This window comes from Rhodovulum sp. DZ06 (genome assembly GCF_050586345.1).
Lineage (GTDB): Bacteria > Pseudomonadota > Alphaproteobacteria > Rhodobacterales > Rhodobacteraceae > JBOCEF01.
The window spans coordinates 87048-109888 of the sequence record NZ_JBOCEF010000001.1; the positions used below are offsets into that span (position 1 = coordinate 87048).

Annotated in this window: 23 protein-coding genes and 2 tRNA genes; 5 read left to right on the forward strand and 20 right to left on the reverse strand. The window is 73.0% G+C overall.

From position 1 onward, the window contains the following. Positions 1–81 precede the first annotated feature (81 nt). On the forward strand, positions 82–2370 hold the full coding sequence (locus ACQ5SO_RS00325) for an Orn/Lys/Arg decarboxylase N-terminal domain-containing protein (RefSeq protein WP_430939567.1): 2289 nt from the start codon (positions 82–84) through the stop codon (positions 2368–2370). 145 nt (positions 2371–2515) lie between these two features. On the opposite strand, the gene ACQ5SO_RS00330 is transcribed toward ACQ5SO_RS00325, so the two are convergent. The 13 genes from ACQ5SO_RS00330 to ACQ5SO_RS00390 form a co-directional block, all read right to left on the reverse strand. Next, positions 2516–2591, reverse strand: a tRNA-Phe gene (locus ACQ5SO_RS00330). A 218-nt stretch (positions 2592–2809) separates the two neighbouring features. After that, positions 2810–2983, reverse strand: a complete 174-nt coding sequence (locus ACQ5SO_RS00335) for a DNA gyrase inhibitor YacG (protein WP_430939568.1) — start codon at positions 2981–2983, stop codon at positions 2810–2812. Positions 2984–3017: 34 nt separating this feature from the next. Further along, positions 3018–4130: a ribonuclease E/G gene (locus ACQ5SO_RS00340; protein ID WP_430939569.1), complete on the reverse strand. Its 1113-nt coding sequence runs from the start codon at positions 4128–4130 to the stop codon at positions 3018–3020. 65 nt (positions 4131–4195) lie between these two features. Further along, positions 4196–4783 carry a Maf family protein gene (locus tag ACQ5SO_RS00345; RefSeq protein WP_430939722.1) on the reverse strand — a complete coding sequence of 196 codons (588 nt, stop codon included), beginning with the start codon at positions 4781–4783 and terminating at the stop codon, positions 4196–4198. A 42-nt stretch (positions 4784–4825) separates the two neighbouring features. Next, positions 4826–5044, reverse strand: coding sequence for a translation initiation factor IF-1 (gene infA / locus ACQ5SO_RS00350; protein WP_092679644.1), 219 nt, complete (start codon positions 5042–5044; stop codon positions 4826–4828). Positions 5045–5311: 267 nt separating this feature from the next. After that, entirely contained in the window at positions 5312–6700 is a 1389-nt protein-coding gene (locus ACQ5SO_RS00355; protein ID WP_430939570.1) for a metallophosphoesterase, read from the reverse strand. A 239-nt stretch (positions 6701–6939) separates the two neighbouring features. Then, positions 6940–7386 (reverse strand): low molecular weight phosphatase family protein, encoded by a 447-nt coding sequence (locus ACQ5SO_RS00360; RefSeq protein WP_430939571.1) that lies wholly within the window; start codon positions 7384–7386, stop codon positions 6940–6942. Between the two features lie 7 nt (positions 7387–7393). Next, positions 7394–7903 (reverse strand): UPF0262 family protein, encoded by a 510-nt coding sequence (locus tag ACQ5SO_RS00365; RefSeq protein ID WP_430939572.1) that lies wholly within the window; start codon positions 7901–7903, stop codon positions 7394–7396. Beyond that, on the reverse strand, positions 7900–9213 hold the full coding sequence (gene hisD / locus ACQ5SO_RS00370; protein WP_430939573.1) for a histidinol dehydrogenase: 1314 nt from the start codon (positions 9211–9213) through the stop codon (positions 7900–7902). The genes ACQ5SO_RS00365 and hisD overlap by 4 nt, the downstream gene beginning before the upstream one ends. Before the next feature lie 281 nt (positions 9214–9494). Next, positions 9495–9983, reverse strand: a complete 489-nt coding sequence (locus ACQ5SO_RS00375; RefSeq protein ID WP_430939574.1) for a DUF2948 family protein — start codon at positions 9981–9983, stop codon at positions 9495–9497. 94 nt (positions 9984–10077) lie between these two features. Next, entirely contained in the window at positions 10078–10551 is a 474-nt protein-coding gene (locus ACQ5SO_RS00380; RefSeq protein WP_430939575.1) for a hypothetical protein, read from the reverse strand. Positions 10552–10568: 17 nt separating this feature from the next. After that, the gene (gene murA / locus ACQ5SO_RS00385) at positions 10569–11840 is read right to left on the reverse strand and encodes a UDP-N-acetylglucosamine 1-carboxyvinyltransferase (protein ID WP_430939576.1); all 1272 of its coding nucleotides are present in this window, start codon (positions 11838–11840) and stop codon (positions 10569–10571) included. Between the two features lie 230 nt (positions 11841–12070). Continuing rightward, complete coding sequence (locus tag ACQ5SO_RS00390) at positions 12071–12244, reverse strand: hypothetical protein (protein WP_430939577.1); 174 nt, start codon at positions 12242–12244, stop codon at positions 12071–12073. A 215-nt stretch (positions 12245–12459) separates the two neighbouring features. Between ACQ5SO_RS00390 and ACQ5SO_RS00395 the strand changes: the two genes are divergently transcribed. Continuing rightward, positions 12460–12534: transfer RNA gene (locus ACQ5SO_RS00395), tRNA-Thr, on the forward strand. Positions 12535–12653: 119 nt separating this feature from the next. Here the strand turns inward: ACQ5SO_RS00395 and ACQ5SO_RS00400 are convergent. After that, positions 12654–13937: a M16 family metallopeptidase gene (locus tag ACQ5SO_RS00400; RefSeq protein WP_430939578.1), complete on the reverse strand. Its 1284-nt coding sequence runs from the start codon at positions 13935–13937 to the stop codon at positions 12654–12656. 204 nt (positions 13938–14141) lie between these two features. On the opposite strand from ACQ5SO_RS00400, the gene ACQ5SO_RS00405 reads away from it, so the two are divergent. Then, on the forward strand, positions 14142–15137 hold the full coding sequence (locus ACQ5SO_RS00405; RefSeq protein ID WP_430939579.1) for a 3-hydroxyacyl-CoA dehydrogenase: 996 nt from the start codon (positions 14142–14144) through the stop codon (positions 15135–15137). A 185-nt stretch (positions 15138–15322) separates the two neighbouring features. Continuing rightward, positions 15323–15664 carry a hypothetical protein gene (locus ACQ5SO_RS00410; RefSeq protein WP_430939580.1) on the forward strand — a complete coding sequence of 114 codons (342 nt, stop codon included), beginning with the start codon at positions 15323–15325 and terminating at the stop codon, positions 15662–15664. Between the two features lie 261 nt (positions 15665–15925). On the opposite strand, the gene ACQ5SO_RS00415 is transcribed toward ACQ5SO_RS00410, so the two are convergent. The 6 genes from ACQ5SO_RS00415 to fabI all read right to left on the reverse strand — a co-directional run bounded on the left by ACQ5SO_RS00415 (position 15926) and on the right by fabI (position 22089). Beyond that, entirely contained in the window at positions 15926–16921 is a 996-nt protein-coding gene (locus tag ACQ5SO_RS00415) for a DMT family transporter (RefSeq protein ID WP_430939581.1), read from the reverse strand. A 297-nt stretch (positions 16922–17218) separates the two neighbouring features. Beyond that, positions 17219–18754, reverse strand: coding sequence for an amidase (locus ACQ5SO_RS00420; protein ID WP_430939582.1), 1536 nt, complete (start codon positions 18752–18754; stop codon positions 17219–17221). Positions 18755–19187: 433 nt separating this feature from the next. Next, on the reverse strand, positions 19188–19700 hold the full coding sequence (gene gpt / locus ACQ5SO_RS00425) for a xanthine phosphoribosyltransferase (protein ID WP_430939583.1): 513 nt from the start codon (positions 19698–19700) through the stop codon (positions 19188–19190). Positions 19701–19894: 194 nt separating this feature from the next. Continuing rightward, on the reverse strand, positions 19895–20332 hold the full coding sequence (locus ACQ5SO_RS00430; RefSeq protein WP_430939584.1) for a GNAT family N-acetyltransferase: 438 nt from the start codon (positions 20330–20332) through the stop codon (positions 19895–19897). Between the two features lie 5 nt (positions 20333–20337). Continuing rightward, positions 20338–20937, reverse strand: coding sequence for a LysE family translocator (locus ACQ5SO_RS00435; RefSeq protein WP_430939585.1), 600 nt, complete (start codon positions 20935–20937; stop codon positions 20338–20340). Positions 20938–21273: 336 nt separating this feature from the next. After that, positions 21274–22089 (reverse strand): enoyl-ACP reductase FabI, encoded by an 816-nt coding sequence (fabI, locus tag ACQ5SO_RS00440; RefSeq protein WP_430939586.1) that lies wholly within the window; start codon positions 22087–22089, stop codon positions 21274–21276. 169 nt (positions 22090–22258) lie between these two features. On the opposite strand from fabI, the gene ACQ5SO_RS00445 reads away from it, so the two are divergent. After that, positions 22259–22780: a serine O-acetyltransferase gene (locus tag ACQ5SO_RS00445; protein ID WP_430939587.1), complete on the forward strand. Its 522-nt coding sequence runs from the start codon at positions 22259–22261 to the stop codon at positions 22778–22780. Positions 22781–22841: the final 61 nt, after the last annotated feature.

The window sequence follows — 22841 nt, forward strand, 5'->3', positions numbered from 1 at the left end:
GCGGCCCCTCGCGGCGGCGCCACGGGGCGCGGACGGCGCCCGGGCATGCCCGCCCGGCCCGCGCTCCGACAGGAGAGCTTCGTGAAATTCCGCTTCCCCATCGTCATCATCGATGAAGACTTCCGGTCCGAGAATTCCTCCGGCCTCGGCATCCGCGCGATGGCCGGGGCCATCGAGAAGGAAGGGTTCGAGGTGCTCGGGGTCACCAGTTACGGGGACCTGTCGCAGTTCGCCCAGCAGCAGAGCCGCGCCAGCGCCTTCGTGCTGTCGATCGACGACGAGGAGTTCTCGCCCGGGCCCGACCTCGACCCCGCGGTGCTGAACCTGCGCCACTTCATCGAGGAGGTGCGCTGGAAGAACGCCGACGTGCCGATCTATGTCTATGGCGAGACGAAGACCTCGCGGCACCTGCCCAACGACATCCTGCGCGAGCTGCACGGCTTCATCCACGCCTTCGAGGACACGCCCGAATTCGTCGCCCGCCACATCATCCGCGAGGCGAAGATCTACCTGGAAGGCATCCAGCCGCCCTTCTTCAAGGAGCTTCTGGATTACGCCGAGGACGGGTCCTATTCGTGGCACTGCCCGGGGCATTCGGGGGGCGTGGCGTTCCTCAAGTCCCCCATCGGGCAGATGTACCACCAGTTCTACGGCGAGAACATGCTGCGCGCCGACGTGTGCAACGCGGTCGAGGAGCTGGGCCAGCTGCTGGACCACAACGGCGCCATCGGCGCGTCGGAACGGAACGCCGCGCGGATCTTCAACTCCGACCACTGCTTCTTCGTCACCAACGGCACCAGCACCTCCAACAAGATGGTCTGGCACCACGCGGTGGCCCCCGGCGACGTGGTGGTGGTCGACCGCAACTGCCACAAGTCGATCCTGCACTCGATCATCATGATCGGCGCCATCCCGGTGTTCCTGAAGCCGACCCGCAACCATTTCGGCATCATCGGCCCGATCCCGCGGTCCGAGTTCGACATCGAGAGCATCCGCGCCAAGATCCGCGCCAACCCGCTCTGCGCCGATATCGACGCCGACGCGGTGACTCCGCGGATCATGACCCTCACCCAGTCGACCTATGACGGGGTGCTCTACAACACCGAGGTCATCAAGCAGTCGCTGGACGGCGAGATCGAGAACCTGCATTTCGACGAGGCCTGGCTGCCCCACGCCGCCTTCCACCCGTTCTACGGCGCCTATCACGCCATGGGCCGCAAGCGCGAGCGGACGGCGAAATCCATCACCTACGCCACCCAGTCGGTGCACAAGCTGCTGGCCGGGATCAGCCAGGCCAGCCACGTGCTGGTGCAGGACGCGACCGAGCGCAAGCTGGACCGCCACCTGTTCAACGAGGCGTACCTGATGCACACCTCGACCAGCCCGCAATATTCCATCATCGCCAGCTGCGACGTGGCCGCGGCGATGATGGAGCCGCCGGGCGGCACCGCGCTGGTCGAGGAGAGCCTGGCCGAGGCGATGGATTTCCGCCGCGCCATGCAGAAGGTCGACGAGGAGTTCGGCGAGGACGAGTGGTGGTTCCAGGTCTGGGGCCCCGACGCGCCCGAGGAAGAGGGGATCGGCGAGGCGAAGGACTGGATCCTGAAGCGCACCGACGCCGAGGGGGTGGAGCGGTCCGGCGAGGACAGCTGGCACGGCTTCGGCGACATGGCGCCGGGGTTCAACATGCTCGACCCCATCAAGACCACGATCATCACCCCGGGGCTGAACATCGACGGGCGGTTCGAGGAGTCGGGCATCCCCGCCTCGATCGTGTCCAAGTACCTGGCCGAGCACGGCGTGGTGGTCGAGAAGACCGGCCTCTATTCCTTCTTCATCATGTTCACCATCGGCATCACCAAGGGCCGCTGGAACACGCTGCTGGCCGCGCTGCAGCAGTTCAAGGACGACTACGCCAAGAACCAGCCGCTGTGGCGCACGATGCCGGAGTTCTGCCAGAAGCAGCCGCGCTACGAGAAGTTCGGCCTGCGGGACCTGTGCCAGCACGTCCACTCGCTCTATGCCCGGCACGACGTGGCGCGGCTGTCGACCGAGATCTACCTGAGCGACCTGCGCCCGGCGATGAAGCCCTCGGACGCCTATGCCTGCATCGCCCGGCGCAAGACCGAGCGGGTGCCGATCGACGAGCTGGAGGGGCGGATCACCACCTCGCTGGTGACGCCCTATCCGCCGGGCATCCCGCTGCTGATCCCGGGCGAGGCGTTCAACGCCAAGATCGTCGACTACCTGAAGTTCAACCGCGAATTCGCCCGCGCCTGCCCGGGATTCGAGACCGACATCCACGGCCTGGTGCAGGAGGAGGGCGAGGACGGCAAGATCGCCTATTTCGCCGACTGCGTGGCGGAGTGAGGCCGCGCGGGGCATGAGGCGGTCGCCGGGGGCTTCGGTCCCCGGCGGCCGCCGCGGCGCGGCGCGGCGGCGGGGGAACGCGCGAAACCGCCCTGCAGGTCGCGATGAACCTGGGGCGGATCAGATCTGTTCTTCTGGGGGGAAGTGGTGCCCGGGGGCGGATTCGAACCACCGACACGCGGATTTTCAATCCGCTGCTCTACCAACTGAGCTACCCGGGCGACCGGTCGCCGTCTCTGCGACTGGAGGGGTGTTTAAGAGATGCGCGGGGGGCTGTCCAGAGGGTCCGCGCGCTTTTTTTCACCCGGCCCCGAAACCCCTCTGCGCCCTGCCGCCGCAGGGGGCGGCGGCGGCCCCGCAAGGCCCCCCGAAACCACCGGAAAACCGCCGCAAATCGCCCGTTCGGGGCCGATCCGCGCGCGTCCCCGGCGGCGGCGCGTCAGTCCTCGGTCCCGCCCTCGCGCCGGGTCCAGTCGGCGTCCTCGGCGGGCTCCTCCGTCTCGATCCGGTAGCTGCCGCGCAGCCAGCGCGACAGGTCGAGATCGGCGCAGCGGCGCGAGCAGAACGGGCGGTATTTCGCGTCCGTCGGGGCCTTGCACATCGGACAGGGCATGGTCGGTCCTCCTGGGGCGCTTCGGGGCGGGCGCTCAGCCGGGCAGGGGGCCGCGCAGCAGCGCGCGCAGGGGGCGGCGTTCGCGCTTGCGCAGCAGCTCGGCATTGCCCAGCGGGGTCCAGCCCACGAAGGTCGTCTCGATCGGGTCGGCCCGCAGCGCCTTCTTCAGCGCGCTCTCGAATTTCGGCCGGTCGCGTTTGCCCATCGGGGCGACGTCCAGCACGATCTGCCCGCCGAGGCCGCGCAGGCGCAGCTGCGTCGGCAGGGCGGCGGCGGCGGCGAGGTTGGCGCGCAGGCCCGCGGCGGGGCTGGTGGCGCCGCCGGTGTTGACGTCGACGGCGACGAGGGCGCTGGTCGGCTCGACGCTCATCCACGCGCCGCCTTCGCCGAGGTCGACGCGCGGGGAGCGCAGCGCCTCGATGGCGTCCCAGACGCCGAAATGCTCGAACAGGTCCGGGCCGCCCGATTCGACATGCTCCGGGTACGGGTCGGTCCAGTCGCGCCAGGCCTGCACCTCGGCCGAGGCGGCGGCGACCACCTCGCCGATCTCGTCCTTCGGGGCGGCGAGGGCGGCGGCGTGAAGCTCCGCCAGCTGGCGCACGTCGTCCTCGATGGCCTCGAGCGGGGCGCCCTCGGCGCCGGTGCGGATGATGACGCCGGGGGCGTCGGCGCTCTCGGCCTGCTCGGCCGCCAGCAGGCCGAGTTCTTCCAGCGCCGCCTCGGTGGCGGCCTTCAGGCGCGCGCGCTCGTCCTCGTCCCGGATCTTGCGGGCGACGTTGATGCCCGGCGCATGGGGGGTGAGGATGGCGTAGCGGCCCTTGAACAGCGGCTCGTCGTTGCAGGGGACGGCCTTGCCCGGCTCGGCCACGCGGGAGACCTGCGCCAGCAGCGTGTCGCCGGCCTTCCAGCCCTTGGCGGCGGCGCCCTTCATGAAGCCCTCGGTCCCGTCCCCGAGGTCGAGGAACGCGGCCCCCATCCCGGGCATCAGCCGCGTGATGCGGGCGCGGTGGACGGCGCCGGGGCGGGGCGTGGGGTCGTCCTCGGGCCAGTCCACGAGGATGTCGGTCAGCTTCCCGTCGTCGAGCAGCGCGGCCATGGTCGGCAGGCCGTGGCCTTCTTCGAGCAGAAGAACGATGCGTCCCTTCATGGCGCGTCTCTCACCTGGATTGCGGCGGGGGCCCGGGGGCGTCCCGCGATGCGCCGCGCCCGGGATCAGGCGGCGGCGGAGGCCATGTCGCGGCGCCAGCCGGCGCCGTCGAGCAGCGCGGCGGTCTCGGCCAGCGGCAGGCCGACGACATTGGTGTAGCTGCCGTTGATGGCGGGCACGAAGGCGGCGCCGAGGCCCTGGATGGCGTAGCCGCCCGCCTTGCCGCGCCATTCGCCCGAGGCGATGTAGCCCGCGATCTCGGCGTCCGAGAGGCGCTTGAAGCGCACCTGGGTTTCGACCCGCCGCGCCCAGGTCTTGCCCCCCAGGCGCAGGCCCACGGCGGTGATGACCCGGTGGCGGCGGCCCGACAGAAGCGCGAGGCAGGCGCGCGCTTCGTCTTCATCGGCGGGCTTGTCGAGGATCCGGCGCCCGGCGGCGACCACCGTGTCGGCGGTCAGGATCAGGGCGTCGGGGTCGTGCGCGGCCAGCGCCGCGCCCTTCTCCGCCGCCAGCCTCTCGGCATAGCGGCGGGGGAGTTCGTCCTTGCCCGGCGTCTCGTCGATATCGGCCGGGCGCACCTCGTCCGGGATCACCCCGATCTGCGCGAGCAGGTCGCGCCGCCGGGGCGAGGCGGAGCCGAGGATCAGCCGCATGGACAGCCGCTGGGACATGGGGGGCGCGCCGGGCGGGCCCGCTTACTTGAAGCGGTAGGTGATGCGGCCCTTGGTCAGGTCGTAGGGGGTCATTTCCACCTGGACCTTGTCGCCCGCCAGCACGCGGATGCGGTTCTTGCGCATCTTGCCGGCGGTGTGGGCGATGATCTCATGGCCGTTCTCGAGCTTCACCCGGAAGGTCGCGTTGGGCAGAAGCTCGACAACGACGCCGGGGAATTCGAGGGTTTCTTCCTTGGCCATGTGGTCCTCGGTCTCGCGTCGTGACTGGGATGACCCGCGGGGCGCATCGACGGGATGACGCGCAAAAACGGGCCTGCCGCGGGAAGGCGGCGGATTCTCGCGATGCGGTATGGACCGCTGCGCATCGGAAGGCAAGGGGAACGCGCATCGCGCGGCGCCGCGCGGGGCCCGAATGCGGCCCGCCCGCCGCATCGGGGGATGCGGCGGGCGGGGAACGGGCGTCGCGGCGGGGCGCCGCGGCGGGGCGGGGTGGGGCGGGGCGGGGGATCAGGCGGAGCGCAGGCGCGCCTCGACCGCGCCGCGCAGGGTCAGCCCCTCGGTCGGCGCGAAGGACAGCCCGGGGGCGGCGAGGTATTCGGCCGAGCGCGCGGCCACCCATTCGCCCATCGCCAGCCGGTAGGTCGCCGCCGGGTCGGGCGCGATGACGGGGGCGTGGACGAAATCGCCCGTGCGCCCCTCGAGGCCCTGCGCCTCGTGCTGGTTGGCGCGCGCCAGGATCCGTCCCAGCGCCTCGCCCGACACCTCGGCGGTGACCACGGGCGCGTCGCGGCGCATGAACTTGTCGAGGTCGTAGCGGCGCAGCGTGCCGCCGGGCAGGGCCGAGCCGAGGCCCACGTGGTCGATCAGCGCGAGGTCGGCCCCCGAGGCGCTGCGCAGCGCGTCGGCGGCCAGCAGCGCGCCCTCGGCGCGGGTGCGGGCCTCGGGGAGCTCGGCGATCGCCTCCTGCGCCGGGCCGCTCAGGTAGGCGAGGCGCGCCGAATCCACCAGCGCGCTCACCGCCATGTCCTCGTCCCCGCCGGGGCGGATCTCCACCCGCTCGGCCGAGGCCGAGGGCGCGGCGCCGAATTTCAGCGAGATGACCGAGAGCGATTCGCCGTAGCAGCCCGGGTGGACCATCAGCCGGTCGCCGTCATGGTGCTGGAAGTCGAGATGGTCATGCCCGCCGACCAGCACCGCGCCCGGGGGCAGGGCCGGGAAGATCTTCTTGTCGGCGGCGAGGCCTGCGTGGGACAGCACCAGCGGCATGTCCACGCCCGCGAAGGCCGCGTAGCCCGCGCTGCCCGCGAAGCCGACCGGGTCCAGCGTGGCGATGGCGTCGCGCGCCCCGGCCCGCCACAGGTCCGGGTCCTGCGGCGACAGCCCGAGGATGCCGACTGTGTTCCCGCCCAGCTCGAGCCGGGTGGAGATCGGGGCGAAGAAATCCCCGGTCCGCTTGTCCACCACGTTGCCGACCACCGTCACCCCGATCCGGTGCGCCCCGGCGACCACGGTCGCGAGGTCGTCGCGCAGCGCCACCTCCTGGTCGCCGATGTTCAGCACCACGGGGGCGATCGAGGCGAGCACGCCCATCGCCGCCCAGTCCACCATCCCGGCCGAGCGCAGCGCCACGGCGTCGGAGCGGTCGAACACGTCGCCGTTCACCAGGATCGCCATGGGCCGCCCGCGCAGCGAGGCGCGCACGTCCTTGACCGCCCTCACCAGCGCCGGAAGCGCGCCGTAGCACGAATGCAGGTCCGAGATCGCCACCAGCGCGGCGTCCGCATCGGGGCGCACGGCGGCGGCGGCGGGCAGCCCGCGCAGGGCGGCGGCGAGGGGCAGCGAGGCCAGGCCGCCGAGCATCAGGCGGCGCGAGACGGAAGCGGAGAAGCGGGACATCGGGGGCTGTCCTTCGGATGTGTACGCGACGGGAAACATGGCGACACTATGGCCGTCGGCGTCCCGGGGCAATGCCGACGACCGCGATGCAGCAAAGGTCCCGCGCGGAGTTTCGACCGGATTCGCGGCCGGAAGCGACCGCGAACGGGTTTTTCGGGGCAGGCGACTCGCCCATAAGGTTGACCGATGATGCGGCGCCGCAAAAGCATCCGCCTCCCCCGAACGGGGGAGGGGCGCGTTCAGAACCTGTGGAAACGGTTGCGGATGCGCTCGAGGATCTGGTCCCGCGTCTGGCGATAGGCGTCGAGCTTGCGCTCCCGCGTCTCGCCGATGCCGGTGGGGTCGAGCGTGGGCCAGTACTCGATCTCGATCGAATACCAGCGGGTCAGCTCCAGCGCCCGGCGGTGGCTGGCCGGGGACATCGACACGATCAGGTCATAGCCGTCGATCTGGTCGCCCCAGGCCTCCATCTCCTCGAACGAACGGGCCTGGTGGCGTTCCAGGTCCACGCCGATCTCGGCGCAGACGGCGACCGCGAACCCGTCGATCTCGAGGTCATGGCGCAGCCCGGCGGACTGCACCCAGACCCGGCCGCCATGCATCTTCTTCAGGATCCCCTCGGCCATCGGGCTGCGCACCGCGTTGTGGTCGCAGCAGAACAGCACCGACTGGGGGATCTCCGGCATGGGCCGCTCAGCCGGTGAAATGCAGGACGCAGATCAGGGTGAACAGCCGCCGCGCGGTGGCGAGGTCGGTCTGCACCTTGCCCTCCAGCCGCTCCATCAGCAGCCGCGAGCCCTCGTCATGGATGCCGCGGCGCCCCATGTCGATGGCCTCGATCTGGCTCGGCGGCAGCTTCTTCACCGCGTCGTAGTAGCTCTCGCAGATCGAGAAGTAGTCCTTGATGATCTGCCGGAACGGGGACAGCGACAGGTGGAATTCGCCCGCCGGGGCGCCGTCCATCGTCTCGGAGGAGAACACCAGCCGCCGGTCCTTGATCGCGAGGGTCAGCGAATAGGGCCCGTCGGGCGAGTCCGGGTGGGGCAGGGCGAAGCGGTTCTGCTCCAGCAGGTCGTAGATGGCGACCTGGCGTTCCTGCGCGATCTCGGGCGTCGGCGGGGCCATGCCGGTTTCGTCGAGATGGATCGCCCCGATGCGGTCGCTCGCGGGCGGGTCGTTGTCGTACTGGGCCGGTCCGGTCATTCGTCCATCCCCTCGTTCAGGGTTTCCAGGCGGGCCGAGACCGAGAGGCCGTGCGCCTCGAGGCTCTCGCTCGTGGCCAGGGTCACCGCCGCGGGGCCGATGGCCGCCAGCGCGCCGGGGGTCATCCTGGCCAGGGTGGTGCGTTTCATGAAGTCCAGGACCGACAGCCCGGAGGAGAATCGCGCCGAGCGGGCGGTGGGCAGCACGTGGTTCGGCCCGCCGATATAGTCGCCGATGGCCTCGGGCGTGTAGGCGCCGAGGAAGATCGCGCCGGCGTGGCGGATCAGGCTGCACAGGCCCTCGGGGTCCTCGACGCAGAGCTCCAGGTGCTCGGGCGCGAAGCGGTCAGAGATGGCGGCCGCTTCCTTGAGGTCGCGGGTGATGATGATGGCGCCGTTGTCGCGCCAGGACGGCCCGGCGATGGCGCGCCGCCCGAGGGTCTCGAGCCGCCGCTCCACCGCCTCGGCCACCGCCTGCGCGAGGCCCATGTCGGGGGTGACCAGGATCGACTGCGCGCTCTCGTCATGCTCGGCCTGCGAGAGCAGGTCGACGGCGATCCAGTCGGGGTTCTGGCCGGCGTCGGCGATCACCAGGATCTCCGACGGGCCGGCGATCATGTCGATGCCCACGGTCCCGAAGACGCGGCGCTTGGCGGCGGCGACGAAGGCGTTGCCCGGCCCGGCGATCTTGTCGACCGGGGCGATCGAGGCGGTGCCGTAGGCCATGGCGGCGATCGCCTGGGCGCCGCCGATGCGGTAGATCTCGTCCACCCCGGCCACGCGGGCGGCGGCGTAGACCAGCGGGTTGGCCTTGCCGTCCGGGGTCGGCGCGCACATGGCAAGCCGCCGCACCCCCGCCACCTTGGCCGGGATCGCGTTCATCAGCACCGAGGACGGGTAGGAGGCGAGCCCGCCGGGCACGTAGAGCCCCGCGGCGTCGATGGCGGTCCAGCGCCAGCCGAGCTCGGCCCCGGCGTCATCGGTCCAGCGTTCGTCATGGGGAACCTGGCGGCGGTGATAGGCGTCGATGCGCGCGGCGGCGAGCTCGAGCGCCTGCATTTCCTCGAGCGGGACCTCGGCCACGGCGGCGTCGATCTCATCGTCCGGGACGCGCAGCTCGGCCGGGCCGATGGGCAGGCGGTCGAATTTCGCGGTCAGCTCGGCCACCGCGACGTCGCCGCGGGCCTGGACGTCGGCGATGATGGCGGCGACGGCCTCGTCCACGTCGGGCGCGCTTTCGCGCTTGGCCCCGAGCAGCTCCGCCAGGCGGGCTTCGAAATCGGCGGCGTCGGTGCGCAGGGTGACGGGCATCGCTTGGCTTTCCCTTTGGGGATTGGTCTCGGGGCGGAGACGGTCCTGGGGACCGTGATAGGCGCGGGGGCGCGGGTTCTCAAGGCGCAGGGCGCGCGCGGGCGGCGCGACAGGGCGGCGCGGCGCGGGGGGCAGGGGCGCGGCGTTCCCCGGATGCGCGCGGTGCGCGGCGGGGCCTGCGGCGGCCTGAAGGCCGGGGCGCGTCCGCTCCGCAGGGGGGGCGCCGCGGCCCCAGGCGTCGCGCCGAAGGCGCGCCACAAGCGTCGCGCCGAGGGCGCGCGTCAGGCGTCGTGGGTCGGCGCCTTGCCCGAGGGGGCGGCGTAGGGGCGGGTGACGTCCTCGAGCCGCAGGTCCAGGTATTCGGCCTCCACCGCGATCTCGCCATCGCCGGCGAGGGTGATGCGCAGCGTGCCGGACGGGTCCTCGGGATCCTCCGCGCCGTCCCAGGACAGCGACAGGATCGACAGCACCGCGTCCTTCTCGGCCGGGTCCACGCCCGCGGCGCGCACGGCGGTGGCCTGGTCGACGCTCAGCACCGCGCGCACCCGCTCGAACGGGCGGCCGGCGGCGGCGGCGCGGTCCTTGTCCTCCCACCGGAAGCGGCCGAGCAGCAGCGCGAAGCGGCGTCGCCCCTTCAGCCAGGCGACGTCCCCGGCGGTGGCGACGGCGTCCTGCAGCAGCGAGGAGACGACCTCCAGGTCCTCGGCCGACTGGGCGAGGAGGCGGACGGGTTTCTCGTCGGCATCGTGGAAGCTGGCGTCCTGCGGCATGGGGCGGCGTCCCTCCGGGGGCTGTTGGCGGCGTCGGGTGACATCTAGGCGCGCGGGGGGCGCCGCGGCAAGGTCCGGGAGGGTCGCGGGGGCGTCACCACGCGATCCAGCGGGTGCGGCAGGTCTGCCCGGCGTATTCGGGCGCCTCGCGCATGGTCATGAAGACGATGGCCTCGTCGAAGCCGCCCCCGATGCGCCCGTCGATGCGTGGCCCGGCCTCGGCGACAAGGCGGGCGTAGAGGGCGGGATCGTCCCGCCGCAGCACGAGGCCCGCATCCGCGCGCCACGCGAAGGCGACGGGCGGGCCGGGTTCGGAGCGTCCATGAACGGTCGTTTCAGTGACCAGGAGCGGCCATGCGCCGCCGGTCAGCAGAAGCCGCCCGTCGTCGAACTTCACCGCGTGGTTGGTCACGAGCCCGCCGCGCAGGTCCAGCAGCGCCGCCTTGCCGAGGTTCAGCCCGTTCGGCATCCGCACGCAGGCGGAGGGGAACCCGTAGTCCCACAGGGCGCCGAGCGCGGCGACGGCGATGATCGCGGCGCCCGCGACGATCCGCGCCTCCGGCGTCACGCCCCGTCCACCGGCCGTCAGCCCCCGGCGTTCACCCGCTCGATATCCGCGCCGCAGGCGCCGAGCTTCTCTTCGACGGATTCATAACCGCGGTCGAGGTGATAGACGCGGGAGACCAGCGTCTCGCCCTCCGCCGCCAGGCCGGCGAGGATCAGCGAGACGGAGGCGCGCAGGTCGGTGGCCATCACCGGCGCGCCGCGCAGGCGCTCCACGCCCTGGATCTTGGCGGTGCCGCCATGCACGTCGATCCGCGCGCCCATGCGCATCAGCTCGGGCGCGTGCATGAAGCGGTTCTCGAAGATCCGCTCCTCCAGCACCGACTGGCCCTGCGCGGTGCAGAGCATCGCCATCAGCTGCGCCTGCAGGTCGGTGGGGAAGCCCGGATAGGGCTCGGTCACCACGTTCAGCGCGCCGACGCGGCCGTTGCGGCGACGCACCTTGATGCCGTCCTCGGTGTCGTCGACGTCGACATCCGCCTTCTCCAGCTGCTCGACCAGCGAGGCGACCGAGGCGCGGTCGCCGCCCACCAGCTCCACCTCGCCGCCGGCGATGGCGGGGGCGAGCATGTAGGTGCCGAGCTCGATCCGGTCGGCGATCACCCGGTGGGTGGCGCCGTGCAGGGTCTCGACGCCCTGGATCTCGATGCGAGACGTGCCCTCGCCCTCGATCTGCGCGCCCATGGCCCGCAGGCAGCGGGCGAGGTCGACGATCTCGGGCTCGCGCGCCGCGTTGTTCAGGACCGTGGCGCCGCGGGCGAGGGTGGCGGCGGTGAGGATGTTCTCGGTGGCGCCGACCGAGGGGACGGGCAGGTCGATCTTGGCGCCGCGCAGGCGGCCCTGGGACTTGGCGTGGACATAGCCGTCGCGCAGCTCCAGCTCGGCGCCCAGCGCCTCGAGCCCCTGCAGGTGCAGGTCGACGGGGCGGGCGCCGATGGCGCAGCCGCCGGGGAGCGAGACATTGGCCAGCCCGTCGCGGGCCAGCAGCGGGCCGAGCACGAGGATCGAGGCGCGCATCTTGCGCACGATGTCGTAATGGGCTGTGTGGTTGGACACCCGCGCGGCGCCGATGGCGAGCACGCGGCCCTGCGAGAGGGGGGCGACCTCGGCCCCGAGGCTGCCCAGCAGCTCGGTCATGGTGCGGATGTCGGCGAGGCGCGGCGCGTTGGTCAGCGTCAGCGGCTCTTCCGTCAGCAGGGCGGCGGGCATGAGCGCGAGGCAGGCGTTCTTTGCGCCGGAGACGGCGATGCGTCCGTTGAGCTCTTTGCCGCCGCGGATCGCGATGCTGTCCATGGGCCTTGTCCTTCGTGCTGTCCTGCCGCCCGGGGCGTCGTTGCGCCGCGGGATCCTCTGCGGATCGGAGGTATCCGGGTTCTCGGGGCGGTTCAATGGCGCAGGCGCGGCGGTTTCGCAGCGTGGTGGCGCGAAAGGGGCGCGGATCGGGGCGGATGGGCGCGGCGGTGTGCGAGGCGCGGGCGCGCGCGGGGAGGGGGCGCACGCGCGGACAGGGCGGGGCGGGGCGCTCAGCCGGCCTCGTCCGCGGGGCCGTCGGCGGCCCCGTCCCGCGGCGCGGAGTCGTCCCCGGCCTTGCGGGCCTTCTTCTGCGCCTTGCGGCGGCGCAGATTCGCCCGCAGCGCCTCGGCCAGTCTCGCCTCGCGCTCGGCGGCGCGCTTCTGTTTCTCGGTCTGCTCGCTCATGCCCCCTGCATCGCGCCCGCGGGCGCGCCCGTCAAGCACGCCCCCCAGGCGCGCCCGTCAAGCGCGCGCGTCCAGCGCGCGCGGGGCCGCCGCGCGCGGGGCTTTTCGACCGATCTGCGCCCGGGGGAAAATTCTCTCTTGCATCCCCCGGCGGGTCCGCTAAAAGGCCCCCCACGACGCCGAGGCCGACAGGCCGACGCGCTTCGCAAAAGGTCGCTGCCGTGGCTCAGGGGTAGAGCACTCCCTTGGTAAGGGAGAGGTCGTGAGTTCGAATCTCACCGGCAGCACCACTTTCCCCCCCTCTCGACAATTCGCTGATGCAGACCCGGGCCCGCCCGGCGTTTCCGCATGTCCGCCCGCCGCATGGCCGTGGGCGGCAGGGCGTCTCCGCCCCGCCGCCGAAGATGCGTCAGGCCGCGACGGGGGCGGAGATTCGCCCGATCCGCGCCCGCAGGTCGGCGAATTTCGGCGCCCCGCGCAGCGGGCCGGACAGCAGCAGCGTCGGCGGCGTCGCCAGCATCTTGCGCGCCGCGTCCTCCACCGCCCCGGGGGTCAGGTCCCGATACCCTTTGAACCGCGCCGCGAGGTCCGAGACCCGGCCCACGTCGCTCATGTCCGTCGCCATGTCCTCGACCCGCGCCTCGAGCGAATCGAGCCGCATCCGCTGCGCCGCGAGGTCGGTGCGGATGGTGCGGGCGAGGACGTCCGGGTCCACCCGCGCCGCCATCTCGCCCAGCAGGTCGAGCGCCACGGCGCTGATCTCCCCGATCTTCTGCGATGCGCCCGAGAGGTGGATCCGGGCGCTTTCCCGCCGCACCACGGTGTCGAGCGCCGCCCCGGCGCTGTAGACGAGGCCGCGCTTCTCGCGCAGCTCCTGCATCAGCGCCGACTGGCCGCCGCCGCCGAGCATGTCCATGAACATGTCGAGCGCCCAGAGTTCCGGCAGCGACAGGTGCGTCGCGTCGAAGCCGATCCACAGCGCGCTGTTGTCCGAGCGGTCGGCGAGATGCGTCTCGCCCCCGGCATAGGTGAAGTCGGGCGCCGCGCTGGCCGCGCCTTCCTCCATGTCGCCGAAGCGGGCGGCGACCATCTCCACCGCCGCGTCGTGCTCCAGGTCGCCGCAGATCGCCACCACCATGTTGGCGCCGACATAACGTTCCTCGTGGAAGGCGGCGAGGTCCGCGGCGGTCAGGGCCTCCACCGTCTCCTCGTAGCCCATGGTGGGCAGGGACAGGCGCTGGTCGGGATAGGCGGTGGCGTAATACGCCTCCTGCATCGTGCAGCCCCAGCAGCCGCGGCAATCCTCGTCGCCGACGATGGATTTCTCCAGCTCGAGGTCGTCCGCCGACAGGGCCGGATCGCGCAGGATCCCGGCGAAGAGGTCGAGCGCGCGGCCCGCATCCTCGCGCAGCACGGTGGCGGTGTAGCTGGTGCGGTCCATGTGGGTGCGGCCGTTGACGGCGCCGCCGAGCTCCTGGATCTCCTCCTGCACCTTGCGGGTGGGCAGGGTGGGGCCGCCGCGGAAGATCACGTGTTCGAGGACATGGGCGAGGCCGGCTTTCTCGGGCGGCTCGTGCACGCTGCCGGCCAGCACGGTCGCCGCCAGGGCGATGCGCTGGAACTGGGGGGCGTGTTCGGAAAGGACCATGGCGCCGTTGGGCAGGCGGGTGAAATGACGCGTGGGAATTGACACTTTATTCGTCCCGTTTCTGTGGGCTTGTGGGGAAATTCTGCACGGCTTCGCGCGGGCTCGCCATGTTGCGTCGGGCGCCGCCGCGGTAATTGCGCTTTGACGCCGCCGCTTGCGGGGGCTTCCCGGCGGCGGCCCGCCGCGGCATCCTCTGCGCTTCGCCGGGGCGGCGCAGATCGCCCGGCCGCAGCCGGAGGAGAGACGCCCATGACCGCCCCCGAACCCACGCCCAAGACCACGCCCGAAAACACGCCCGGCTCCGCGCCCCGCCGCGTCGCGCTCGTCGGCGCCGGCCTGATCGGCCGCGCCTGGGCCATCGCCTTCGCCCGCGGCGGCTGGAACGTGGCGCTGTGGGACCCGGCCGAGGGCGCGGCGCAAGGGGCGATCGACCTGCTGCCGCCGCTGCTCTCGGGCCTCGCCGAGGAAGGCCTGTTGCGCGGCCAGGACCCCGCCGCCGTCGCCGCCCGGGTGCGCCCCGCCGCCACGCTGGAGGAGGCGCTGGCCGAGGCCTGCCACGTGCAGGAGAACGCGCCCGAGCGGCTCGAGGTGAAGCTCGACCTCTGGGCCAGGATGGACGCGGCGGCGCCCGCCGGGGCGACGCTGGCTTCCTCGACCTCGGCCATCCCCGCCTCGCGCTTCACCGAGGGGCTGGCGGGCCGCGCCCGCTGCATGGTCGCGCACCCGATCAACCCGCCCTACCTGGTCCCGGCGGTGGAGATCGTGCCCGCCCCCTGGACCGACCCCGAGGCCGCCGCCCGCGTCGCCGCGGTCATGGAGGGGATCGGCCAGTCGCCGATCCTGATGCAGCGCGAGATCGAGGGCTTCGTGATGAACCGCCTGCAGGGCGCGCTGCTGGAGGAGGCGTTCCGCCTCGTGGCCGACGGGGTGGCCTCGCCCGAGGACGTGGACCGCGGCATCCGCGACGGGCTCGGCCTGCGCTGGGCCTTCATGGGCCCGTTCGAGACCATCGACCTGAACGCGCCCGGCGGGGTCGAGGATTACGCCGCGCGATTCGACGGGATGTATCGCGACATCCACGCCTCGGCCGCGCATCGCGCCGACTGGGCCGAGACGGTGCGGGCGCGGGTGGCGCCGGACCGTGCGGCGGCGCTGCCGCGCGCGGAACTCGGCGCAAGGCAGGCCTGGCGCGACCGGCGGCTGATGGCGCTGCTGCGCCACAAGCAGGGCCAGCCGGAGGCGTGATCGCGCGCCGCGCCGCGGAGTTCCGGGACCGGGCCGGGCCGGGCCCGCGCGGCCCGGTCCCGGGGCGGCCCGGGCCCATGCTGCGGCGCCGTTCATGTTCGGTTAACCAAAATTATTGACTCGGATTCTTATTTCGGTAACCTTGTGCGCAAGGGGGGAGCCTTCCGTTCAGGGAGGACCGAGCATTGCATACCGAAACGCCGCCGCAGCCGTCGCTGGTCATGCGGCTCCAGGCGGATCTTCCATTGGAAGACCTGCAGCTGGTGGCCATCGCGCTGATCGTGATCGTCGCCGTGCTGGGGATCGTCTTCATCCGCTCGCGGTTCCAGTTGGTCCAGGTGGACCGCGAGAAACTGCGCCGCGGCCCGCGCCGCAGCCGCCAGGCCCTGCACGTCGCGTCCGGCCCCTGCCGGTGGCGGGCGAAGCCGGACCTCGACGACCAGTCGTTCCGCGCGTGGCGCTGCACCCGCTGCGGGGCGACTCGCTGGACCACGGGGCGCGCCGATCCGCCCGGTCCCTGCCGCTGAGCCGCCCGGTCCGGGCGACCGGCGGCCCGCCTTGTCCCGGCCGGGACCCCGTGTTTCCCTCCCGGCCGCGTTCTTGCGTTCAGATCCCTTGATTTCCCCGCGGCCCGGTTCGGGCCGCCCGCGCCGTCCGCTCCCCCCGAGCGACCTGCGCCGCACGCGGCCCCGCGCCGCCCCCGATGATCGCGCGCCGACGCCCGGCAGGGCTTTCCAACGGGCCTTCCAGCCGCCCTTGCAGCCGGGCCTTCCGGCCGCGCCCGGGCCTCAGCCCCGCGGCCGCGGCGGGGTCTCGTCGTGGATCGGCGGGGGCGGCGGGGGCGTGGCGCCGCCGCGCCCGTCCGCCGCCGTGGCCGCGGCGCCGCCCAGCTCCGCCGCCGCCACGTGCCCGGCCCGCGCCAGCGCCCGCTCGCGCCGGAAAGTGTAGACCCCCGCCGCCACCACCACCGCCGCGCCGAACAGCGAGGGCGCGTCCGGCAGCTCTCCGAACACCAGCGCGCCGAACAGCATGGCCCAGAGCAGGATCGTGTAGCGGAACGGGGCCGCGGCGGCGACGTCGCCGGCCCGCATGCTCAGCACCCCGAAATAATACCCCCCCAGCACCAGCACGGCCGCGAGGACGAGGAACAGGGGCGCGCCGGCGGGCGGCGGGGTCCAGCCCTGCGCCGCGGTCCCGACGGCCCCGAGCGCCAGCATCCCGAGCGCGGTGCACAGCGTGACGAAGGCCGAGGGCAGCTCGGGCGGCAGCGCGCGGGTCGACAGGTCCCGGACCACCAGGAACACGACCGCGCCGACGGCCCAGAGCGCGTTCATGTCGAAGCCCTCGGTCCCCGGGCGCACGATGATCAGCATCCCCGCGAAACCCGCCGCGATGGCCCCGAGGCGGCGCGCGCCCAGCCGCTCGCCGAACACCGCCGCGGCCCCGAGGGTCACGGCCAGCGGCATCACCTGCAGGATCGCGGTGGCGTTGGCGATGGGCATGGCGAAGAGGGCGCGCAGGAACAGGTAGGCGCCCGCCGTCTCGCCGATGATGCGCAAGGCCAGGATCAGCGCCGTGCGCCGGGTGATGCGCGGGCGCAGCGCCCGCTGCCAGGCGGCGAGGGCGAAGATCAGCAGCACGGCGGCGATGCCGCGCAGGAACACCATCTGGAACAGCTCCATCCCCCCCGAGACGGTCTTCATCACCACGTCGTTGGACGCGAAGCCGAGCATCGAGAGGGACATGAACAGCGCGCCGAGCGCGTTGGGAGAGAGACGGTGCATGGAGGGGCTTTCCGGCGAAGGGCTGCGCGGATGGCGCGCGGGGCGGATCTTGGCCCCGTCCGGGGCGGCGGCGCAAGGCCGGACGCCCGTGGGGGCGCGCCCGTCCCGCCAAGCGGCGCCCGCCGCGCTCCCGCGCGGCGCGGGCGGGCGAGCGGGGGCTTCACGCCCCCCGAGACCGGCCGCTCCTCCCCCCCCCGGGCCGCCCGGGGGCGCGTGCGTCCGTTCAGGGGGGCGGGCCCCCCGTTCACGGCCGCAGGCGGCGTGCCGCCGCCGGGCGCGCCGATCAGGCCGGGGGGATCAGGCCCCCGGAACCGGGGCCAGCACCGGCGGCAGCGCGCGGGCGGCCTCGGGCATCCCCCGCTCCCACGCCGCGGCGATGCGCAGGAGATCCTCGTCGCCCTGGAACCGGCCGATCAGCTGCAGGCCGCCCGGCAACCCGTCCTCCGACAGGCCCGCGGGCATCGACACCGCGGGCCGCCCGGACAGCGAGCAGGGGATCACGCACTCCATCCACCTGTGATAGGTGTCCATCCCGCGCCCGGCGATTTCGGGCGGGAAGCGCCACTCGGCCGGGAAGGGGAACAGCTGCGCCGCGGGCAGGGCGAGGGCGTCGAACGTCGCCTCGGCCGCGCACAGCGCCCGGTGCAGGTCGGAGCGCGCATTGGCCGCCCGGTCGATGTCGAGGGCCGAGAGGGCGGCGCCCCGCTCCGCCTCCCACACCGCCTCGGGCTTCAGCAGCTTGCGCCGCGCCGGGTCCGCCATCACCGGCGCCAGCTTGGCCGCCACCGCCCAGGCGCGCAGGTCGAGCCAGGATTGCCACACCGCCTCGGGGTCCACGTCCAGCGCGACGTCTTCAACCACCGCGCCGAGCGCGGCCAGGTGCGCCCGCGCGCCGTCCAGCAGCGCCGCCATGTCCGGCGCCACCGGCAGCCGCCCGCCCCAGTCGCCGAGCCAGCCGATGCGCACGCCCTCGAGCGAGCCGTCCGCCACCCGCGCCGCCAGCCCCGGCGCCATCGCCGGAAGCGACAGCGGCGCGCAGGGCGCCGGGCCGGACTGCACCTCGAGGATCGTGGCCAGGTCCGCCACCGTGCGCGCCATCGGCCCGTTGGTCGCCAGCTGGTGCAGGAACAGCTCGGGCGCGCCGTCGTCGGGCACCCGGCCCAGCGACGGGCGCATCCCCCAGATGCCGTTCCAGCCCGCCGGGTTGCGCAAGGATCCCATCATGTCCGAGCCGTCGGCGATGGAGACCATCCGCAGCGCCAGCGCCACCGCCGCCCCACCCGAGGATCCGCCCGCCGAGCGGGACGGGTCGAAGGCGTTGCGGGTGCAGCCATGCACCGGGTTGAAGCTGTGACTGCCGAGGCCGAATTCGGGGGTGTTGGTCTTGCCGATCACGATGGCGCCCGCGGCGCGCAGGCGGCTCACCATCAGCCCGTCCGCCGCCGCCGGGCCGGTCCCGTCCATCAGCGGCGAGCCCATGGAGGTCGGCAGCCCCTGCGCGTTGGTCAGGTCCTTGATCGCGATGGGCAGGCCATGCAGCGGCCCGGGGCGGCGGCCCGCCGCGCGCGCGGCATCGGCGGCGCGGGCCTCGGCCAGCAGCTCTTCGCGCGGGCGCAGGGCGATGATGGCGTTGAAGGTGGGGTTGAGGGCGGCGACCTGCGCCAGCGTCGCCTCCATCAGCGCCTCGGCGGTCAGCGCGCCGCGGGCCATGGCGGCCTGCTGCTCGGCGGCGGACAGCGCCAGGCAGGCGGGCGTCGCGACCGGGGCGGGCAGGGCGGGGGCCGGCTCGGCCGCGGCGGGATGGTCGTGGCGGGGGGCGGCGGCGTCGGTCACGGGCGGGGCTCCTGCGCAGGCATGATTCGGACCCGCCCCGAGGCGCCGCGCCGCAGGGCGGGCGGGCCGCTCCGGGCGGGGGCCGAGTGTTCCTTCGCGGCCCCCGCGGGGTCAATCGGAATCGCGCGCAGGCCCCGGCGGCGGCGGATTTTTCGCGGAATGTCAGAAGGTTGCGCCAGAACCGCGGCCCGGGTTCGGGCGGCATGTCGGAGAATTGGGCGTAGTTTAGACGAAAAACGCGCCCTTGTCTTTTGACAGATTGGTTAAACGCCCTCTTAACACTTGGGGGCTAAAACAGGAGATGCGAGGCGCCTCTTGGGTCTTCTGGCGCTTCGCACTCCTCCCTGTCGACTGGCCGCGCCATCCCTGGCGCGGCCTTTTTTCGTCGCGCGTCCCGAACCGGGCTGCGCGGGGGCCGCGGCGGGTCCCGCGATCAGGTCCCGCGATAGGGTTCGACGTATTGCAGCGCCATGTCCCAGGGGAAGAAGATCCAGGTGTCCTGGCTCACCTCGGTGATGTAGGTGTCGACCATCGGCCGGCCCTTGGGCTTGGCGTAGACGGTGGCGAAATGCGCGCGCGGATAGAGCGAGCGGACCAGCTCCAGCGTCTTGCCGCTGTCCACCAGGTCGTCGACGATCAGGATCCCCTCGCCATCGCCCATCAGGTCCGCATCCGGGGCCTTGAGGACCTGCGCCTCGGCCTGGGACTGGTGGTTGTAGGACTTCACGCTGATCGTATCGACCACGCGCACGTCCAGCTCTCGGGCCACGATGGCGGCGGGGACGAGGCCGCCGCGGGTGATGCCGACGATGGCCTTCCAGTCGCCGCCCTCGCCCGGGCCCTGCTTGTCGAGCCGCCAGGCCAGCGCGCGGCTGTCGCGGTGCATCTGGTCCCAGGAGACGTGGAAGCCCTTTTCGTGGGGCAGGCGATCGGCGGCGGGGCTCATGGGCGCGACTCCTTCGGGATGGGCGGATAGCGCCGGGATATGCCACGAAGCGGCCGCCTTGGGAACCGGGGCGCGGCGCCGGGCGCCGTTCGCGGGCGCGGCGCGGGGCGGCGTGCGGCCCTCGGGGGCGTCGAGCCCCCTCGGCCCGGCGCCCGCCTGCGCGGCCCCGGCCCCGTCCCCCGCGTCGGCGCGGGTCAGAGGCGCAGCGCCAGGCCCCAGCGGGTGTCGGCGGCGAAGCCGAGCGCCTCGTAGAAGCCCCGCGCGCCGCCGTCGCGCATGGTCAGCAGCTGCACCTTGTAGGCGCCGCCGGCGCGGGCCTCTTCCACGCAGGCTTCCACCACCGCGCGCCCGAGGCCCTCATTGCGGCGATGGGGCAGGGTGGCGACGTTCTCGACGAAGGCGTAGCCCGCGCCCTTGCGCCCGAGGTTCGGATGCAGGTGCAGCGTCGCCATCGACAGCGGGGCCCCCGCATCTCCGGCCACGTAGACGAAGGTCCCCGGCGTGTGCAGCACCTGGCCCCAGAGGGCGGGATCGTCCGAGACGTTCTCCAGCCCCCAGGACAGCTCCGCGTAAAGCGCGCGGATCGCGGGGAAATCCTCGGGCCTCGCGCGGCGGATCAGCACCTGGGGCACGGGGCTCAGGACCCTGCCAGCCGCACCGCCATCGCCGCCATCGCCGCGCCGCAGATCCGGTCGATCCAGCGGCGCGAGGCGCGGAACCAGTCGCGCACCGTGGACGCGCCGAAGGCCAGCGCCAGCAGGCAGAACCAGCCGCCATCGGTCAGCCCCACCAGCGCCACGATGGCCGCCGACAGGGCGGGCGAGGCGTCGGCGGGGATGATCGCGACGAAGACCGACCCGAAGAACACCGCCGGCTTGGGGTTCGACAGCTGCAGCGCCAGCGCGCCGCGGAAGGTGACGGGGCGCGCGGCGCCCCCGGCCTCGGACCCGGCGTTGCGCAGCACCTTCACCGCCAGCCACAGAAGGTAGCCCGCGCCGGCGATCTTCAGCACCGTCGCCAGCCAGGGCGCGGCGGCGAACAGGGCGGCGAGGCCGAACATCGCCGCGGTCGCCCAGATCATCGACCCGGCGGCGAGGCCCGCGGCGCAGGCGATCCCCGCGCGGCGCCCCGAGGCGGCGGCGGTCCGGGTCAGCGCCACGAAGGCGGGACCGGGCACCGCGGCGGCGGCGAGCACGACGACGGCGATCGAGGCGAGAACCAGCAGGGTCTCCGGCATGGGAAGCTCCATCGGCAACGGGGCGGAACGGATCGGCGCGCCCGGTGGGACTCGCCTTCGGCCCGTCCTTCGCCCGACCCACGATGAAAATCAAGTCCAGTGACGCCTGATGGCAATTCATCACGGATCGTGATGGGCGCCATCGCCGCGCCTGCCCCGCGCCCGCCACCTTGCAGGACGGCCCGAGGGCGCGGCGCGGGCGGGCGAGCGGGGGCTTCACGCCCCCCCGAGCCCGGCCGCTCCCCCCCCCGGCGCGCCGATCCGCCCGCCCGCGCGCGCAAACGAAAACGCCCGGGCGCGCGGCCCGGGCGTTTCACTTGCGTCCCGTGGCGGCGCTTACTTGCGGCCGACCGTGACGTCGATATCCGGCGCGTCCTCGGCCTTCATGCCGACCACGTGGTAGCCGCTGTCGACATGGTGCGTCTCGCCGGTCACGCCCGAGGACAGGTCCGACAGCAGGTACAGGCCCGAGCCGCCGACATCCGCCTGGCTCACGTTCCGGCGCAGGGGCGAGTTCAGCTCGTTCCACTTCAGGATATAGCGGAAATCGCCGATCCCCGAGGCCGCCAGCGTCTTCATCGGGCCGGCGGACATCGCGTTGACGCGGATGTTCTTCGGCCCGAGATCCATCGCCATGTAGCGCACGGAGGCCTCGAGCGCCGCCTTGGCCACGCCCATGACGTTGTAGTGCGGCATCACCCGCTCGGCGCCGTAATAGGTCAGCGTCAGCATCGAGCCGCCATCGGTCATCAGCTTCTCGGCCCGCTGCGCCACCGCGGTGAACGAGAACACCGAGATGTTCATCGTCATCTCGAAATTCTTCGCCGTGGTGTCGACATAGCGCCCGCGCAGCTCGTTCTTGTCCGAGAAGCCGATGGCGTGGACCAGGAAGTCCAGCTTGCCCCATTTCGCTTCCAGCTCGGCGAACACCGCGTCCATGCTGGCCGCGTCCGTCACGTCGCAGGGCAGCACGATGTCCGAGCCGATCGTCTCGGCCAGCGGCTTCACGCGCTTGGCCAGCGCCTCGCCCTGGTAGGTGAAGGCCATCTCGGCGCCCTGGTCGGCGCAGGCCTTCGCGATCGCCCAGGCGATGGACTTGTCGTTGGCGACCCCCATGATGAGGCCGCGCTTGCCCGCCATCAGTCCCGTCATCGCCCTGCTCCTTGCACACCCGCTATTGGTCCGTGGCGTTTAGACCAGTGCAACCTTTCCATCAACCCCGCGGCGCCGAAGCTGTTGCCCCGCGCCCGCCGCCGGGCGACAAGGATCGCCGATGCGCGGCGCCCGGCGGGGACGCCCCGAGGCGGAGGGAGGACGGCCCATGGGCGAGCGGCCATACATCTCGGCGACCGAGCCCGACTGGCGGCGCGAGGCCCCGGCGCGGTTCTGGGACCCCGGGCGGCGCCTGCTGGCCTGCATCCGCGCCTACGCGAAGGCCGGGACGCTCGGGCGCAAGCGCTGGGCGCTGAGCCACCGGTTCTGGTCCGCCGTCACCTCCTGCGACATTCCGCTGAACGCGCGCATCGGCGGCGGGCTGATCCTGCCGCACGCCACCGGCATCGTGATTCACCCCGAGGCCGAGATCGGCCCCAACTGCCTGGTGTTCCAGAACGTCACCATCGGCCGGCGCGAGGGCGCGGCGGGGGCGCCGAAGATCGGCGGGCGCGTGGATATCGGCGCGGGGGCGGTGATCCTGGGGGATGTGAGCATCGGCGACCAGGCGATCATCGGCGCCAACGCCGTGGTCACCCGCGACGTGCCGCCCGGCGGGGTCGCCATGGGCGTGCCCGCCCGCGTGGTGCGGGTGATGGACGCCGCGCCGCCCGCCGCCCCCGACGCCTGAGACCCCGCGCCGCCGCGCGCCCTCTTGAGGGGCCGCGCCCGCGCCATACATGACTGCGCGC